Source organism: Bacillus sp. LUNF1, from assembly GCF_011008975.1.
GTDB lineage: Bacteria > Bacillota > Bacilli > Bacillales > Bacillaceae > Bacillus > Bacillus velezensis.
In genome coordinates, this window is the sequence record NZ_CP048876.1 from 3520260 (window position 1) to 3537287 (window position 17028).

Consider the following 17028-nt stretch of genomic DNA (forward strand, 5'->3'; position numbering starts at 1 on the left):
TACAGATGATTATTTCGATTATTCCAATCGGAAAAACCGATTTAGAAAGGGCGAGAACTTATGGAATTGAAGCAGCTGATCACCTTTATTACCGCAGCAGAACATGTAAACTTCACCCTAACCGCCAAGATGCTTAACTATGCACAATCAAGCGTTACCTCTCAGATCAAATCACTTGAAGAAGAAATCGGGACTCCTTTATTTGAACGGCTCGGCAAGCGGCTCATCCTGACAGAAGCCGGCAAAACATTCAAATCCTATGCGGAGAAGATCATTGCGTTAACAGAAGAAGCAAAAATGGCCGCAAATCAAGTAAGAGAAACAACCGGAACCTTGAAAATCGGCGCGACGGAAAGCCAATGCACATACCGTCTTCCGCCTATCATAAAAGAATTCAAACAGGCTTTTCCTCAAGTAAAGCTCATATTCAAACCGTATATTTCCAACGAACAAGCGAAAGAACAGCTCTTACAGGGCCAGCTTGATATCACTTTCATTTTGGATGTGAATCGGACGGAAGACGCACTGCACGTTGAATCTTTGATTCAGGATGAAATCAAAATGGTAGCCGCCAATGACCATCCTTTTCCAGCAGACTCACCAGCAACATTGAAGGATCTTCAAAATGAAACCCTTCTGCTGACAGAGGACGGCTGTTCATACCGCACGCTCTTTGAGAACACTTTACATGACGCCGGAGTCTATCCTAACAAATTAGAATTCGTCAGCATAGAAGCCATCAAACAATGCGTGATGGCCGGACTTGGAATTGGACTATTGCCTGAAATGACAGTAAAAGACGATATTGCCGAAGGACGGATGAAAGAACTCAATTGGCAGAATGAATGCCCTGTTTTTACTCAACTAGCATGGCATAAGGACAAGTGGATGTCTGCGCCATTAAAGGCTTTTATCGATTTGACGCGAAAAACATTCAAATAAAAACCTATCTGCAAGGACGACAAAGTTTTTAATAAAGCAGACACCAGGCATACAAAAAAAACACTTGGTGGCTTAAAGCCCCAAGTGTTACACGTGATTTTCCCGATAAAACGTTCGCAAAACATGCGTTTCAAGGTCAGCCAGACGGACAGGGATCGGCAGCCTGCTTTCTCGATTGATCATTTTCATTGTGATCTGATAGCTGCTTTCTAAATCAATGTTATGTCCGCAAGACAAGAAGATAGGCTTCACGTCCCGCCGTGTCCGAAGCGCCCGGCCATATACCTCGCCGTCAATGAGAATATCGGTGTAGGCGCCGACTTCATTTTCAGGCATCTTGAAATCGCAGCCTTTGATTTTGAGATAGGTTTTCGCAATCCCTATCGTCGGCTTACCCAGAAAAAAAGCCGCATGGGTGGCAACGCCCATATGATTGTAATGCAGATACCCGTTGCCATCAAACAAAAACACATCCGGCTCCGCCTCCAGCTTTTCGGCCGCTTCAATGATCAGCTGCAGCTCGCGAAACGCAAGAAAACCGGAAACATACGGCACGCTGATTTTCCCCATGCTGTGCACTTTTTCAATCACTTCTTTTGTATCAGCGTCAATCACGATGATACTGCATACGCCGTACGGTTCCCCGTCCCGCTCCCAATAAGCGAGGTCGACGCCTGCGCAGGTGTTGACGGAGTCTGGATGGATGACGGGGGATAGGTTGATTTTATGTATAAGGGATTGTTGTGTTTGAACAAAATCCGATTCATCTTTTAGATCAAAATCGTGAATTTGATGTATTTTCATTTCACTTGTTTTCCTCTCTAAAAATAGTCTTCGTGCTCAATCGTCCTGCGTTTCGATCTAACGAAGACTCCTTCAACAAATTATATCTTTTATTAAAATTCATTTTTCATTTCTTTCATAAAAATAAGGTCCAATTGTTTAAGTAATTCTTTAAGTTCAGTACACATAATATCTTCTAAAGGATTTTCCCAATCTTCGTTTTTTATCAGTTCAATGCCATAACTGCCGGTTGGATCGCCTTCTGGGTACCACCCTACATCAAGCAGCAAATTTTTAGTTTTATGAGAAATCTGCAGGAGGTCTTGATTAAAGTCAAATAACCAAGCATCATCATTTTCCTCTAGAGTTTTAGGGTCAGTATCTTTTAATGTAATATAATCAACAGTCCAGCCCGCCGGTATCTTAAGCCTTAAGAAATTGGGAACATGTTGGCTTAGCTGTTGCAAACCCTCTAAAACCCCGCTTCCCACAGTCCAGATTTGATATTCTAGCTCTTCCAATAATTGTTCCATTTCATTAAAAGAGTCTTCTTTATAAATCTTATCTGCTTTTAAGCCCGCTACTTTGACATGATATTGATCATTTTCAAATATTGCCTTAATAACAGCATTACGTTTTTCATTTTGTAGTTTTAGCAGTTCATATTTTTCTTCCATTCTTTTTTCTGAATTTAAATTGTTCTGTACTACAGACCAGCCATTACAGATTTTCAATGGCTGCAATTGAGAAATTTGATTTCTGTCCATCCAGTTTCTCCTTGTACTCCACATTGTTATACTATCTATAAAAAAACTTGCCGATGACAACAGGGCAAGCTCTTAACTATAGCAATTCTAATACATCAGTAAACAAGGCATCTCCTAATGTTAATCTCCTATTGAAAGACTGTATATGGGGCAATTCACTCCCCTCATACACAGTATCGTAGTAATCATACAAATACTGAGTTCGATAAACCCTTTCTCTTGCATTACTTTATTGATATAGTTCGTTCCCTGAATGAATTCTAAAGATTCAGCGGTACCTACAATATCATAAGCCCCGTCGATTAATTCATGTCTAAGGGAATAACTATAATCTGGTACATAAACAGGAACCAGATTAGATACTTTCATATTGTTTTGCTGTTCTAGATGAAATCCATTTTCCCCAGAAAGATCTTGCATGTGGATATTGATTTTTCCAGAAGGATTGTTTAAATCTCTAACTTCAATTTTTTTAGACTTTTTATTTGACTAAATTCATCAGGCACTTTTATTTTATCTGCACATTTGTTCTTGTACCATTCGTCTAATTCCCTATTCACAAATAGACGGTTAAGCAGTTCACCGATTTCAGGGTATTCATTAATAAATCTGATTCCATGTTCGAACTATTCCAGCCATTATTATTTAACTACTTCCACCAAGTTGTTGTTACTTGTTTTAAATAATATTCAATATATAAAATTACTTTTTTATAATCATCTGATGAAAATTCTTTAATAGGATCTTCCCAATCATTATTTTTGACTATTAAAACCAGATAGTTACCTTCAGGTGAAATGTCAGGAACCCAGCCTAAATCAAGCGTTATTGAGGATTGTTCATGATAAAGCTGCAACAAACTGTCTGTGAACAAAAACCAGGAATCATCATTCGGTTCTAAAGTTCTTGGATCTATTTCAACAAAATGATTATAATTCACTTTCCAACCTTGTGTTATTCTTAGGGGATGTAAATTTGCTTTTGGAACATCTAACTTAACATATTTTACCATTAACAGAACCTCTTTAGTTTTGTTTTAAACTATTTTCATGGTTTACCTTAGTAAATTCTAGCCTATTATTTTTTCTCCCTTTAAATTGGGTGTTTGTTGTTGAACCTATTCCATGACCAGCTTGATGCTCATTTGGGAATTTTGTAGAGTGGACAGCAGCTTTTTTTCCATCCGTTAACCAGAGTTTCCGTAGCTATCCATGTGAAATATAAAAGAGATAATGAAGGCGTTTCTATTTTGCATTAAAACCTTCAAGATTTTTCAACTATACTATTAATTCCTTCAAAAATAATATCTCTCATAACTTCATTATTACTTTTAAAATTTCTTTCATTTTTTATTTTATTAAAAACTTGCTTGATAACCCCATCAATCATTATTGTTTGTTAACCCTTCAACGTCCTCTTCATCGCCTTCTTTTTAAACATTTCATTCAATATAATTAACTTCTGTTCTTGCGACATTACATTCTCTCCTTTACATTTTCGAATCATTTTATTTCACTTTTCACAAAACTTAATCTTTAATTTTTTTCTCTATAAATCAACAGTTTTGAATTAGTTTTACCATTAATCCTGTAAAAGCTTGATCATTTGTAATGTTTTTTGCTTTCAAAAGGTAAAAACTAAAAAAGCAGGTACAATATAACTACCTGCTTTTTTACTTAAATTTTATTATCAAAGTTAATTTCTTTTACAAGGATAGCTTCGTTTCCGTACTCTTCAATGTCGGCCTTTAGCCAACTGCTTTCCTCTTCTCTATATTTATAAAATCTAAGTGTCGCAAAACCTTCATCAATACTTATAATCACAACAAATTTATGTTCAGGAAATTTTTCTTTTAAATGTTGTTCCCAACCGTCTACTATCTGAAACGCATAAAGTGAAATCTCTTCATCAGACAAATCACTGTAGTCTAAATAATCGTTTATGCGGAGCTCATTACACGATGCTTCATACCCCGTTTTATCCCCGTACATTTTCAAAATTCTATTCCAATTTATCGTTGTCTTATCAGTTAACTCATACTCTAGATCTAGAATATAGCAATCGTCTACTTTAACTATATTAGGTGAAATAATATCCTTTAAATTAGATAGGTCAACTTTATTTGCATTGCTCAGATCTTCAAGTCGTTCTTTTAGTCTTTTCATATTTTTATTTGTATATTCCATATATAATCTTCACTCCTATACTAAAATACAGGATCCTCACCTAAAAATTTCAATCCCTTATTTATAGCTTTCTGAACACTCTTGTCTTTAAGTACTTTTTGAATTTTGCTAGGTGCATCTTCACCTGTTTTTTGGTCATAAAACTTTTTTGTTTCTACATCAAAATACCATTTTTTATTGTTTGGCTCGTGATAGTGAATTTGACCTTCTCTTTGCCCTGGATTTGGGTTTTCAATGTCTATTCTTTCTGTCTTCCCATTTTGCCATGTTGTCTTACTTGCAATTTGAGTTCCATTTTGACCGAAAAGTTTCTTACTATTCCCGCCACCACTACCAGCCATCTTCACAATCCCAAGATCTTTCACAGCTTTGGTTTTCACATCAGCATGAATGATTGGGAAAGTTGCGCCATCCGGTGTGACAGTCTTGTGGACACGAATTTTTACATTCGTCGGTACTTTGAATTCTTTTACTTGGTCTAGAATCTTTTTCCCTTTTTCAACTTTTGATGCTTGTGGCGATTTTGCAAGCGGTATGCCTTTGTTTACATGCTTCGCCAATGCACCCGCTCCAACCAAACTCAGCGCAGCTTCCAGCGCCCCTTGCTTCCGCTTCTCCTCAGACACTTTGTTTCCGAACATATCTCTGCCTGTGACGGCTTCTGAGAATCCGTTTGAGGCGACAAGGCCGTATGCGCCCATTTCTGTCATTTTGAGAATGTCTAAGGATTTTCCGGTTTTATAGGCATCTAAAGCATGTTCTGCGGCAATGACGGTTTTTCCGGTTTTGTAAATGGCTTTTCCGCCTTTGAAAGCGCGGCCCGCCCAGCCGACGACCGGTATGAATCCGGCGGCGGCCATCGCTCCTGCTGTGACGCGTTCTGCGGTGGAGAGTTTTTCGCCGGTCACCGGATCAACGCCTTCGGCTGCTCTTTTATAATCATAATAGCCGGTGACTTCGCCGGTAAAGTTGCAGATGCCGTCCCATGTTTTTTCGTACCATGGTTTATTGGCTTCTTCTTCAGCCTTTTCCTGAAGCCGTCTTGCTTCGGCCTGCTGGGCTTTTGCGTCAATATAGTCCGTGCCCTGTTTTTCTGTCGCCATGACGCTTTTGTAGATTTCATTGCTGTGGAAGGCTTTTTTGTCATAGTACATAGGGGATGCGCTTTTCCCGTTGCTGGTGGCCTGCATGAGAACGGAATATTTGCTGAGCACTGCGTTGTCCAGAGATTCTAAGTTTTGATATTCAGCGGTCAGGGATTCATCAAGCGTATCGACTGCCGTGATCGTATCGCGTCTGGTTTTCTGGGCATCGCCCATTTTATCAGCGTAATCATCCAGCGTATATGTGTCGAGATGAATAATATCGCTGATGCCTGACAAAATTGAATCGATTTCTGCTTTATGAGCGGAGACAATCTCTGAAGCTTTCAAATCCGCGTTGGGCAGCTCATGCTCCAAAAATGAAGTCTCCGCATATGTATCGCTGAGTTCTTGATCTTTAATGTCACCTGAAATGCCATTTAAAAACGCAATTTGAGCAGAGACAAGCGTCAGCCAGCTGTCGGCGATTTCCGCTTGTCCCTGAAAAAAATCTTTTATATTGTCTGCGCCTTTCCCTTTCAAAGCATCACCCAGATCGGCCACGCCTTGAAAGGCTTGTTTGAGCGCACGCAGCTGCTCTTCAAGGGCTTCGTATTGTTTCTTTCTCTTATCTGCTTCGTCCGTTAACGATTGTGATTCAAACACTTTGCTCATCGGCAAGTCCTTTCTTTCGTTATTTTACGGCGATCGCCTCGTCCTGTTCTTTCAAAGAATCTACGTTGTCTTTAACGTCCGCGATATTCTTATGAACGGCCTGCTTGTATTCGCTGATCATCGATACAAGCTTTGCCTCGCGGGATTGATATTTGGAGGTATAGTCGAGCTTGTTTTTTCCGTTTGAACCGGCGTTCCCGACCGAAACGGCCTCCAAAGCGCTGCTGACGGATTCAAGCTGCTTCATGACAGCTCCGTATTTGAGTTTTATTTCTGCCATTAAAACCAACTCCAGCTTCTTTTGATTGATTGTATTTTTTCTCCGACTGTGTCAAGGGCTTCTTCTCCCAGCGTCAGCAGGTGCTCTGCCTCTCTCGCGATGCTTCTGGCGGCAAGGAGCCCTCCTTTTTCAATTTCAAGCTGTGTCATCTTTAAGCCGATTCGGTAAATATAACCGTCGTATTTGTCTGTAACGATTCTGTATGCTTCTGTATGGGCCTGATCGCGCCGGTCATCAAATTCTTCAGCAAAAGTGCCGGTCCAATGATGATCCAGGTGCGGCCTGAGGATGTCCCTGATTTCAGACACGCCCTCTTCCTGCAGAGATTCTATCTCTCTTTTCGCTTCTTTTAATTTATCAATTTGGTCTTCAACCTCGCCCAGTTTATGGCTGATTGTGCTGTTAATATGGCTTAATGTGCTTGAATGGCTCATCTTTTTCACCTCGTCTTACGCAAAAAGTCGTACAAAAAGCACAGACTTTTCCATACTATATTTCCATATATTATATTTTAAAATAGACAGAAAGCGGCTTAAATAGGTTAAATGGCTTATTTTCAGCAGCCGAGATGTTCATCATTAACGCCAAAAGACTCACATAAACGGCATATCCATTCATTGATCTCCTCTATGTATCCATGATAAATTCCCTAAAAAAAAGGAGACAGTGATGAACCGTCTCCTTTGCCTTGTATCATGATCATCATACTGTCGTTAACTGCAGTCCCAGTTGTACAAAACGTTTGAGAAATCTTTTTTCTTCAAATCTTCCGGTCTGATAAAGAAATTGGCGATTCCCACATCTCCCCACATCGAATCAATGTCATCATCTGAATCAATTTGCAAAAGCAGAATCGTATGGTTTTGATGGGAGTAAGACCGCGGATCTTCCTGGGTGAAGGACGCATAGCCGCCGATTTTATGGCCGAATGCGTTCGCCGTATATTCGTCATACACCTCATCGTCAAAATGCTCGAAATAGTCAAAGGCATCCATCCCGGCATACTGCCTGAATTGAAAATCAGACGGGAGCACCCATTCAGCAGACAGCTCAGGGGTGATCAGCGCTTCGGATTGAATCGGAAAATCGTACTCCTCTTCAACCTGAACGAAAGAAAAATCATCCATGAGCTCCGCTTCTTCTGCTGTCACATGTTCAAAATATTTAACGCAGAAACCCGTTTGCGCGCACCCGTCGTCAAAATTCAAACCGTATACGTCATCACTGACCGATATGTAAAACTGAAGAATGCCGGTGTCCGGAAAATCAGGAAGTCCGGGCATATCCGCAAAATTGATTTGAGCGAGAAGCTTCATCGGCCTGCCGCTTTCATCTTCAGGGTATGGTTCATGTTTCGGAAAATAGGGGTCTCCGGCAATTTTACTGTCATACCGACCCGTTTCAGCTTTTTTGACGTGCAGTTTAATAAAGCGCCGTGCTGACGTTTCCAGCAGACCGCGGGATGATTCCATTTGCTTCGGCAATTTCCATGTGTTTTCCACGATTAATATCTCCTTCGTCTCTAATGATTGTATGATAAAAGGCCGGCGCGGTCCGCCGGCCTTTCAAGTGACAGAATCAGTCTGAGGCACGACGGCTCTTCTTCCGATTGAGATATATTCCACGCCCGCCTGTTCCGCTTCCTCAAGCGAGTGGCAGTTTCTCCCGTCGAAAATAACCGGGGTTTCCATCAGCTCTTTGTACGCATCAAGCGGGAAGTGTTTAATTTGTTCCCAATCTGTCAGAATCAGGACGGCATCCGCTCCCCTGACGGCTTCTTCTATGGACTCCCGATAGGAAACCGCAGCCGGAAGCAGCCCGGAAGCCCGGAATGAAGCAATCGGATCGTACGCTGTCATCCGGGCATCAAGAGCCGCCAGACGATCCGCAATGACAATGGACGGCGCGTCCCGCATATCATCTGTATTTGGCTTAAAAGACAGCCCTAATAACGCGATGGTTTTCCCCGTCACACCGCCGAGCCTGTTCAGCACTTTATCAACCAGCATGGACTGCTGGTTATTGTTGACCTTAATGACGGACTTCAGCAATTCAAAATCATGCTCCACATGTCCCGCGATCTGCACGAGGGCGTTTGTATCCTTCGGAAAGCAGGAACCGCCGTAACCGATGCCGGCTCTTAAGAATTGATTGCCGATCCGTTTATCCAATCCCATTCCGTGTGCGACTGATTCCACATCCGCACCGACTTTTTCACATATATGAGAAATCTCATTAATAAAACTGATTTTTGCGGCTAAAAAAGCGTTTGACGCATATTTGATCATCTCAGCGCTTCTGATGTCCGTATGATATACCGGAATCGCAAGCGGCGCGAAAACCCGGTCAAGCGTTTCCCGCGTCTGCCGGTCTTCAGCCCCGATCACGATGCGGTCGCCGTGAAAGGTATCGTGAATCGCTGAACCTTCACGGAGAAATTCCGGATTCGAGGCGATTGAAATGTTCACGTCCGCTTTCAGCCGTGAATGAATAACTTCGCTGATCCTGTCATTCGTTCCCACGGGAACCGTGCTTTTTGTCACGACAATCGCATCTTTACAAATATGTTCGGCAATCCGTTCGGCGACATTTTCAATATAAGTAAGGTTTGCGTGCCCGTCTTCTTTTTGCGGCGTTCCGACCGCTATAAAAATAACGTCCGCTTCCGCAAGCCCTTTTTCGTAGCTTGTTTCAAATGCCAGCCGATGCCGGCCGATATTTCGTTTCATCATATCTTCAAGGCCCGGTTCAAAGATAGGGGACAATCCCTTTCTCATCTGCTCAACCTTACGTTCGTCAATATCTATGCATGTTACGTCATGGCCGATTTCTGAAAGAGACACTCCTGTCACAAGACCGACGTAGCCTGTTCCGATCACTGTTATTTTCATCGTGTTCCCCCAACCGTTTAGAAATTGCTGCTGGGCAGCTTACCGTTATTATCATATGATCCCGGCGCCGGCTGAATGCCGGAAGCCTGAGGTCATGATAGGAAAAAACGGTGCCGGCCGCTGATAATAGCATAAGCATAAAAGAATCATCTTGCAAAACAGCCGCTTACGCTTCATTTAAACGGGATGGAGACGACGATTAAAAAAGACCCCAGCGCTTACGGCGGGCCACAGGCAGCGGAGGTTCCTTATAAACGGCTTTGTTTTCAGCGAGAAGCGCCGCATTTTCCGTGAACATGTAAATCAGCTCTGTCCCTGCTTCTTTTTTCAGAACGCCGAGCGCCTCCTGATAATAAAAATTTCTCGGTCCGAGATTATGGGCGTCAGATGCGAGAAAGTGGATCAAATTCGCTTCAATCAGCTGCAGCGAAAAGGATTTCGCTTTCCGCCCGAATGCTCCGGCAATGCAGCCGGCCGTTACTTGGGCGGCCGCGCCTTTCTTCACAAGACTGTATAGGACGGAAGGGTTTTCGCGAATTTCTCTGTTCCGCTCCGGATGGGCAATGATGGGGACATATCCGTTCAGCTGCAGTTCATAAAACAGCCTTTCAGCGTAGGCCGGGACATGATCCGCCGGAAATTCCGCCAGCACATACTTCGTATTATGGAGCGGGACAAGCGAGCCGCTTTGAAGACCTGCCAGCAGATCTCCGTCTATTCTGATTTCCTGGCCGGGCAGAACAGTCAGCGGAATGCCTTCCTTGTTCAAACGTTTGTTTAACAGGGTGACCGCTTCGTTGACCGTATGCCGGTCCGTGTCATAGCGGTATTTCACATGATGCGGCGTCGCGATGATCGTATCAATCCCCTGTCTGACCGCTTCTCTCGCCATCTTCAGACTTTCTGTATCATCCGCCGCGCCGTCGTCTATGGAAGGAAGGATGTGACAATGGATATCTATCATATTTCAATCCCTCCTTAAAAAGAATGGACCGCGCCCATTGTGACATTATTGTCCGTAGTAGGCGTAGTCCGAATGTTTCGTTTGTTTCTTCCCGTTCATCACGGCCCCAAGGAGCTTGCACGGGCAGTAATCGAGTGCTTCTTTCGCCTTGGCCGCTTTTTCCTTGTCCGTTTTCCCGCTCGAGATCACCATAATAGCCCCGTCAGTGTAACTGCCTAATATTTTCGTATCGGCTACGGCCAAAACGGGAGGCGTATCCAAAATCACTTTATCATAAACTGCGCCGGCTTCTGACAGAAGATCTTTCATGGCACCCGTCGATAAAAGCTCCGCCGGATTGGGCGGGATCGGCCCGCTCGTTAAAATATCCAGGTTTGCTTCATCAGCCGGCAGGACGGCTTTCTGAAACGGCATCTGTTTTAACAGCAGCGACGTTAATCCGGTTCCGTTGTCCAATTTGAAGGTGAAATGAACCGTCGGTTTGCGCAGATCCGCATCAATTAAAAGCACTTTTTTCCCCTGCTGTGCAAATACGACGGCAAGGTTGGCCGCGGTTGTCGATTTTCCTTCTTCCGGACCGGCGGATGTGATCAAAAGGGACTTCACCTCCGTATCAACGGAAGAAAATTCAATGTTTGTGCGGATCGTGCGATATTGTTCTGAGTTGATGGATTTCGGCTCAGACATCGCAATCACGCTTCGTTTTCCGAGTTTGTCTTTTTTACGCGTCAACATGTCCGCCCCCCGCTTGTTTGGTTTCCGCCATCCTCAAGTTTTTGGCAACGCTGTCTTTAGTGCTGATTGAAGTAACCGTTCCCAGGACCGGGATGCCGAGCAGTGATTCCAGCTGTTCTTCCGACTTGATCGTATTATCCAGATGTTCCAGCAAAAAGGCGAGACCGATTCCGCCCAAAAGTCCGGCGGCAAACGCAATCGCGATGTTCAGCTTACGGTTAGGCTCTGCCGGTGACTGGCTGTCCGCCGCTTCGGCCTTTGAAAGGATGCTGACATTATCCACGTTCATGATGGCGGTGATCTTGTCCTGAAAAACGGCTGCAACCGCATTTGCCATAACGGCCGCCCGCTTAGCATCCGTATCCCTCACGGCAATCGTCACGACTTGTGAATCCTGCTCGCTGGACACCGTGATTTTCGATTCCAGCTCTTTCGAAGTCATGGACAGATTCAGCTGTTTAATCACCTCATCGAGGATGACCGGGCTTTTGATGATGACATTATACGTGTTGATTAATTGGAGGTTGGTTTGAACGTCATTGAATTGGACTTCTTTTTGATTGTTTTTGGATTGACTGACCAAAATTTGAGTTGAGTTTTCATAGACCGGCGTAAGAGCGAAGAAACTGATGAGTCCGCCTGCGGCAGATGCCGCCGCGGTAATAATAAGTATAAACAGCAGACGCTTTCTCAGTATTGCGAATATTTCCTTTATGCTTGTAGATTCTCCCATATAACCTCCATATCACTTTCCGCGTATTCCCATTCCCTCCAATGATCTTTTCCAATTATGATTATACAGCTTTAAACTGTCATTTCTAACCTTTTCAAATGACAAAATTCGACAAAAATAGACAATCACTTCAATTCGTTTTATTTTTGTAAGCGCTTTAAACAATGGTGTTACAGGAAGATTAAAAAATCCCGCGGTCAAGAGCCTGCGGGATTTTATGTTGCATATCCATTTTTAATATAAGAAATCAAATTCTCAAGCATTTCTTTTGTGGTCATCTCAGAGGACTGCTCACCAATGTCGTGCGCATGCATTAAAATCTTCAGAAACTCCTCTTGATCTAACTTCGTTTTCTTCATCATTCGTTTCCTTTCGGCTTCCATTAAATTGAAAACAAGATTATTATATGCTGTCGGGTGCTGTTTTGCAATCTCTAATACATCATTCGACACATCCGGGTTTTTATGTCCTTTTTTAGGAAAAACTTTTTCCGAGCCATGTGTTGCGATATAATAGAGGAATTGGAATCTTTTTATTTTGTGACTCGTTAGGAGCGATAATCATGCTTCAGGATATGATTGCTAAAGAAGATGTGCTCGCAGCGGCTGAACAGCTTAAAGAACTTCTTCCTTACAATGAAGACAATGTTCAGCTGATGAAGAAAGCACTCATTTTATATCGGCAGGATTCCGTCTATCGTATACAGGTTCAAACCCCGACAGAGATTTCCGCATATGTGCAGGATGTTGTGCCTGTAAGGGTCACGCTGAACTTATTTTTCATGGTGAAAAGCGGCTGCGCATGCCCGTCTGAGGCGATCTGCCGCCACGTGCTGGCCGTTTTTCTTTACGTATATGCCCAATTCGAGCGGGTCGGTACCTTTACCGAACATTGGCTGGAAAGAGAAAAGCTTGAGGAAAGCAGGGAGCTTGTCCGCCGGCAGTTTCAGGAAAAAGTGCTGCCGAATGAAGAGTCGCTGTCAAGCTGGCTCGCTTTTTTTGATTCGGAATTCTCGCTGTGGGAGGCGCGGACGCCGGCCGGAAGCCAGACGATGCAGGGCCTTTATTACGGCTATCTGTCAGCGCTCAAAAAGCACGCCCCGAAAAAACCCGAGCTTAAAAGCTTATATCAGATTCATTCGGCGCTTGCCGTCTGGCTTCACATGTTCACTTTGATTGAGTCAGGCAGATTGGATGCCGAAAAAGATTATTACAGCATCAATCCATACGTGGAACAGCTGATGGATACAATTTATTCCTCCATTGACAGACTGAAAACGTACGCCTTGTCTTTTTCACTCGATCCTTTTTTAGACCGGACGCCTCCGGTGCTCCGCAGACTGCTTGTGAAAGAAGAGCTTTTTCAATACGAACGCCTCCGGGTATTCGGTGAAATGTGGAGCGCGCTTTTGAACCGGCCGAAATGGGTCGCGCGTGAACAGGAGATTCTCGCACAGGAAAGCGGGCGCCGTTTTTCACCGGAAGTGCGGTTCGGACGGCTTCATCTGGCCTTTTTACAAAAAGATGATGAATCTGTCTTTGAAGATATGTCCCGCTTCCCTCCTGAAGCGCTGCCGTATACCTTTCAATGGCTCGGTGAACTCACCGCGAAAAAAGACTGGAAACGGCTGAAAACATGGTATGGCCGGATCGAGCCGCTTGCCGTGAACTATACGAAGCTTGATAAGCCGTTTAAAGAAATGCGCGACATTATCGGAGAGCTGTTTGCGCTATTGGCGGATTATGCGCGGCACTCACGGGATGATCAGCTGTTTGAACGGTTTGCTTCCGGCTGCCTTCCCTATACCTTTACCGAATACAGCCAGTACCTGTACGAAAAACGGCGGTACGCGGAGTGGGTGGAGATTCACAGCCTCGTCGGTTTTTCCGTCTGGGAAATCGAAAAGGACATCCTGAAGGAAATTGCCGCCAGTGATCCGGAAGCGCTCATCCCCTCCTATCACCGGGCGGCGGCCTTTTTTATCGATCAAAAAAACCGCAGCGCCTATAAAGAGGCTGCACGCCATCTGAAAAAACTGCGGACGCTTTATAAAAAGGCAAAAAAACAGCAGGTATGGGAGCGGTATATCAGCCGGCTGAGCGCAAGTTACAAGAGGCTGCGCGCCCTTCAAGAAGAATTGCAGAAAGGAAAGTTGATTGATGGCGAGTCTTAAGGAAATTTTCATTCATGTAGAACAAATGGAAGATTGGACATTTACGCTGTCAAGCCATGATGAGAAGGAGCAGCCGCTTACTCTCAGTCAGATGAAGACTCATTTGTTCCAATGGCATGAGTCCACCTTTTACGGAACGTTTCTTGAAGACGTCAGCTTCATCGGCACCCCGGCCGTTCTGCTCAGCCCGTGGATGACCGTCGAGCTGCTCGGAAAAAACTCGTTCAATTCATTCAGCACCGTGCAGCTGACAAAGGAAACGGAACCGTTAATTGAAGCGGCTTCGACGATATACGAATTTATTGCCGACGGCGATTTTCTTCCGGATTATGAGGCTTGGCAAAATGGTGTCCTGCGCTTCAAAGACCGCGAGCTTTTGCTGGAGGGCTTTACGGCAGACTGGTTCTCAGCCGCGGTCCAGGACTACATTCAGTACAATGATGACCTGCTGGAAAAATGGCGGCAGATCGAAACCCGCTCACCGGCCGTTCATACGTTTAAAGGCTCCTTTTTGGATGAAGATGATTTTCTCGAGGGAATCGGCTGGCATGACGATCTGACGCCGTTTACCGTCGGGCTCCGATTAAACGAGCCTGATTTTGACGGTGACGACTGGAAAATCGAAATGTTTTTACGTGAGAAAAAAACCGGCTCCATCACCTTTTTCGACGGACTGAAGGGACTGAAAAAAGCGTGGCAGGCATACGGCGGAAAAATCGCGCGCGAACAGGACCGCTTCCGCAGAACGGTTCCCTGGCTTTCGTTTGATTCAGGAACGACGCTGATTTCTGAAGAAGAGGCTTGGATCTTCTTATCGGAAGCGAGTGAGACGCTTGTCGATATGGGTGTGGAGATTCTTCTCCCATCATGGTGGCAGATTGTCCGGGACAGCAATATGATGCTCAAAGCGAAAGTGTCATCCTCCCCGCGGGGCGAGTCCTTCGTCGGCATGAATGCTCTGCTTGATTTCAACTGGAGATTCGCCACAAACGGAATTGAGCTGACAGAGGATGAATTCAATGAGCTCGTCGCAAACAACAGACGTCTCGTCAACATCCGCGGCCAATGGGTGAAAATTGATCCTCAATTCATTAAACAAATGAAAAAACTGATGGAAAAAGCGGAATCTGAGGGCCTCCACATGTCCGACGTGCTGGCGCGCGAACTGATGGATCACGGGGAAAACGGAGCCGAGGACACAGACATCATTGACTCATCGGCATTTGCCGGGATCAAGATCGAATTATCAAAGCAGCTCAGAAGCCTGATCCGCAAACTGACGGAAGCCCGGGATCTGCCGGAGCATGAAGTCAGCGCCGCGTTTCAGGGCCAGCTCCGCCCTTATCAGATGTACGGCATGAACTGGCTTCTGTTTTTACGGAAAAACGGCTTCGGCGCCTGTCTCGCAGATGACATGGGACTTGGAAAGACGATTCAGATGATCGCTTATTTTCTCCATGTGAAGGAAAGCGGCCGGCAAAAAGCGCCTGCCTTAATCATTGCGCCGACATCTGTGCTCGGCAACTGGCAGCGTGAGCTCCAGACTTTCGCGCCGCAGCTGAAGGCCATGCTTCATTACGGCCCCCGCCGGCCGAAGGGGGAAGCATTTGTCCCGGCCTATCAGGACGCGGATGTTGTTCTTACTTCTTACGGCCTGTCGCACGCCGATCAGGAAGAGCTTTCTTCCGTGACATGGAGCACCATCTGCCTTGATGAAGCGCAAAATATTAAAAACGCGCATACGAAGCAGTCCCGCGCGATCAGAAAGCTGAAAGGCGTCCATCATATCGCGCTGAGCGGAACACCGATGGAAAACCGCCTGACAGAGCTTTGGTCGATTTTTGATTTTATGAACAAAGGCTATCTCGGCAGTCTGACCGGCTTTCATAAACGCTATGTGCTGCCGATTGAAAAAGACCGTGACGAAAAAAGAATCAACCAGCTTCAGCAGTTAATCCGGCCGTTTTTACTGCGCCGGACAAAACGGGATGAAGAAGTAGCGCTTAATCTTCCTGACAAGCTGGAACAAAAAGAGTTTATCCCGCTCTCAGCCGAACAGGCATCCCTTTATGAACAGCTTGTCAAAGATACATTTGAACATATGGCTTCTCTGACCGGGATGCAGCGGAAAGCGCTGATTCTGAGCATGCTCGGCCGCTTGAAGCAAATATGCGATCATCCCGCGCTCTATTTGAAGGAAGAACAGACAGAGCTGTTAAACGGGAGATCCGTCAAACTGGAAAAGCTGCTTGATTTAATGGCGGCGATCCGCGGACAAGGGGAAAGCTGCCTCATTTTCACCCAATACATTCAGATGGGCAACATGATGAAGCGCCTCCTGGAAAAAGCATTCGGAGAACCGGTTCAGTTTTTAAACGGAAGCCTATCCAAGCAGGAACGCGATTCTCTCGTCGAACGGTTCCAGAAGAAAGAATACCCGACGCTGATTTTGTCACTGAAAGCGGGCGGAACCGGCCTTAATCTGACGGCTGCCAATCATGTCATTCACTATGACAGATGGTGGAATCCGGCGGTGGAAAACCAGGCGACCGACCGCGCCTACCGAATCGGCCAGGAACGGTTCGTCCATGTTCACAAACTCATTACGACGGGAACGATTGAAGAAAAAATTGATGCCATGCTCGAAACGAAACAAACGCTGAACGATCAGATTATCCAAAGTGAAAATTGGATTACCGAGCTGTCATCCGCTGAGCTTGAAGAATTATTCACCCTCAGCGCATCAGCGCAATCACATTAAACGCAAAAAGACCGGCTCTCTCAGAAGAGCCGGTCTTTTATGTCGTCCTTACTGTT

16 protein-coding genes and 1 pseudogene are annotated in these 17028 nt (G+C 44.8%); 3 read left to right on the top strand and 14 right to left on the bottom strand.

Annotated features, from left to right (window positions below; all coding sequences use genetic code 11):
* The first annotated feature begins 60 nt into the window (after window positions 1-60).
* Window positions 61-942, top strand: coding sequence for a LysR family transcriptional regulator (locus tag G4O42_RS17435; protein ID WP_032876033.1), 882 nt, complete (start codon window positions 61-63; stop codon window positions 940-942).
* An 87-nt stretch (window positions 943-1029) separates the two neighbouring features.
* Here the strand turns inward: G4O42_RS17435 and G4O42_RS17440 are convergent, their stop codons facing one another.
* The 14 genes and pseudogenes from G4O42_RS17440 to G4O42_RS17505 all read right to left on the bottom strand — a co-directional run bounded on the left by G4O42_RS17440 (window position 1030) and on the right by G4O42_RS17505 (window position 12397).
* Window positions 1030-1746 carry an endonuclease V gene (locus G4O42_RS17440; RefSeq protein ID WP_032876029.1) on the bottom strand — a complete coding sequence of 239 codons (717 nt, stop codon included), beginning with the start codon at window positions 1744-1746 and terminating at the stop codon, window positions 1030-1032.
* Window positions 1747-1838: 92 nt separating this feature from the next.
* Window positions 1839-2492, bottom strand: coding sequence for a hypothetical protein (locus tag G4O42_RS17445; RefSeq protein WP_032876026.1), 654 nt, complete (start codon window positions 2490-2492; stop codon window positions 1839-1841).
* Between the two features lie 76 nt (window positions 2493-2568).
* Window positions 2569-3106: pseudogene (locus tag G4O42_RS20040) on the bottom strand (hypothetical protein).
* A gap of 35 nt (window positions 3107-3141) precedes the next feature.
* Complete coding sequence (locus G4O42_RS17455; protein WP_022553898.1) at window positions 3142-3504, bottom strand: hypothetical protein; 363 nt, start codon at window positions 3502-3504, stop codon at window positions 3142-3144.
* Window positions 3505-4168: 664 nt separating this feature from the next.
* Window positions 4169-4678 carry a hypothetical protein gene (locus G4O42_RS17460; protein WP_032876023.1) on the bottom strand — a complete coding sequence of 170 codons (510 nt, stop codon included), beginning with the start codon at window positions 4676-4678 and terminating at the stop codon, window positions 4169-4171.
* Window positions 4679-4698: 20 nt separating this feature from the next.
* The gene (locus G4O42_RS17465; RefSeq protein WP_032876020.1) at window positions 4699-6435 is read right to left on the bottom strand and encodes a ribonuclease YeeF family protein; all 1737 of its coding nucleotides are present in this window, start codon (window positions 6433-6435) and stop codon (window positions 4699-4701) included.
* 19 nt (window positions 6436-6454) lie between these two features.
* A complete protein-coding gene (locus G4O42_RS17470) occupies window positions 6455-6715 on the bottom strand; it encodes a YwqI/YxiC family protein (protein ID WP_032876017.1) in 261 nt (86 codons plus the stop codon).
* Window positions 6715-7149 carry a DUF5082 family protein gene (locus G4O42_RS17475; RefSeq protein WP_032876014.1) on the bottom strand — a complete coding sequence of 145 codons (435 nt, stop codon included), beginning with the start codon at window positions 7147-7149 and terminating at the stop codon, window positions 6715-6717. The genes G4O42_RS17470 and G4O42_RS17475 overlap by 1 nt, the downstream gene beginning before the upstream one ends.
* 279 nt (window positions 7150-7428) lie before the next feature.
* Complete coding sequence (locus G4O42_RS17480; protein ID WP_049589297.1) at window positions 7429-8217, bottom strand: YwqG family protein; 789 nt, start codon at window positions 8215-8217, stop codon at window positions 7429-7431.
* Window positions 8218-8280: 63 nt separating this feature from the next.
* Complete coding sequence (locus tag G4O42_RS17485) at window positions 8281-9606, bottom strand: UDP-glucose dehydrogenase family protein (RefSeq protein ID WP_032876011.1); 1326 nt, start codon at window positions 9604-9606, stop codon at window positions 8281-8283.
* Between the two features lie 199 nt (window positions 9607-9805).
* On the bottom strand, window positions 9806-10570 hold the full coding sequence (locus G4O42_RS17490) for a tyrosine-protein phosphatase (RefSeq protein WP_032876008.1): 765 nt from the start codon (window positions 10568-10570) through the stop codon (window positions 9806-9808).
* Between the two features lie 45 nt (window positions 10571-10615).
* Window positions 10616-11305 carry a CpsD/CapB family tyrosine-protein kinase gene (locus G4O42_RS17495; protein ID WP_021494829.1) on the bottom strand — a complete coding sequence of 230 codons (690 nt, stop codon included), beginning with the start codon at window positions 11303-11305 and terminating at the stop codon, window positions 10616-10618.
* A complete protein-coding gene (gene tkmA / locus G4O42_RS17500) occupies window positions 11292-12038 on the bottom strand; it encodes a protein-tyrosine kinase activator TkmA (protein WP_032876005.1) in 747 nt (248 codons plus the stop codon). Before tkmA ends, G4O42_RS17495 begins: the two co-directional genes overlap by 14 nt.
* 215 nt (window positions 12039-12253) lie before the next feature.
* A complete protein-coding gene (locus G4O42_RS17505; RefSeq protein WP_003151259.1) occupies window positions 12254-12397 on the bottom strand; it encodes a YwzD family small protein in 144 nt (47 codons plus the stop codon).
* A gap of 203 nt (window positions 12398-12600) precedes the next feature.
* Between G4O42_RS17505 and G4O42_RS17510 the strand changes: the two genes are divergently transcribed.
* The gene (locus G4O42_RS17510; RefSeq protein WP_032876002.1) at window positions 12601-14211 is read left to right on the top strand and encodes an SWIM zinc finger family protein; all 1611 of its coding nucleotides are present in this window, start codon (window positions 12601-12603) and stop codon (window positions 14209-14211) included.
* On the top strand, window positions 14198-16972 hold the full coding sequence (locus tag G4O42_RS17515) for a DEAD/DEAH box helicase (RefSeq protein ID WP_032876000.1): 2775 nt from the start codon (window positions 14198-14200) through the stop codon (window positions 16970-16972). The genes G4O42_RS17510 and G4O42_RS17515 overlap by 14 nt, the downstream gene beginning before the upstream one ends.
* Window positions 16973-17028 lie beyond the last annotated feature (56 nt).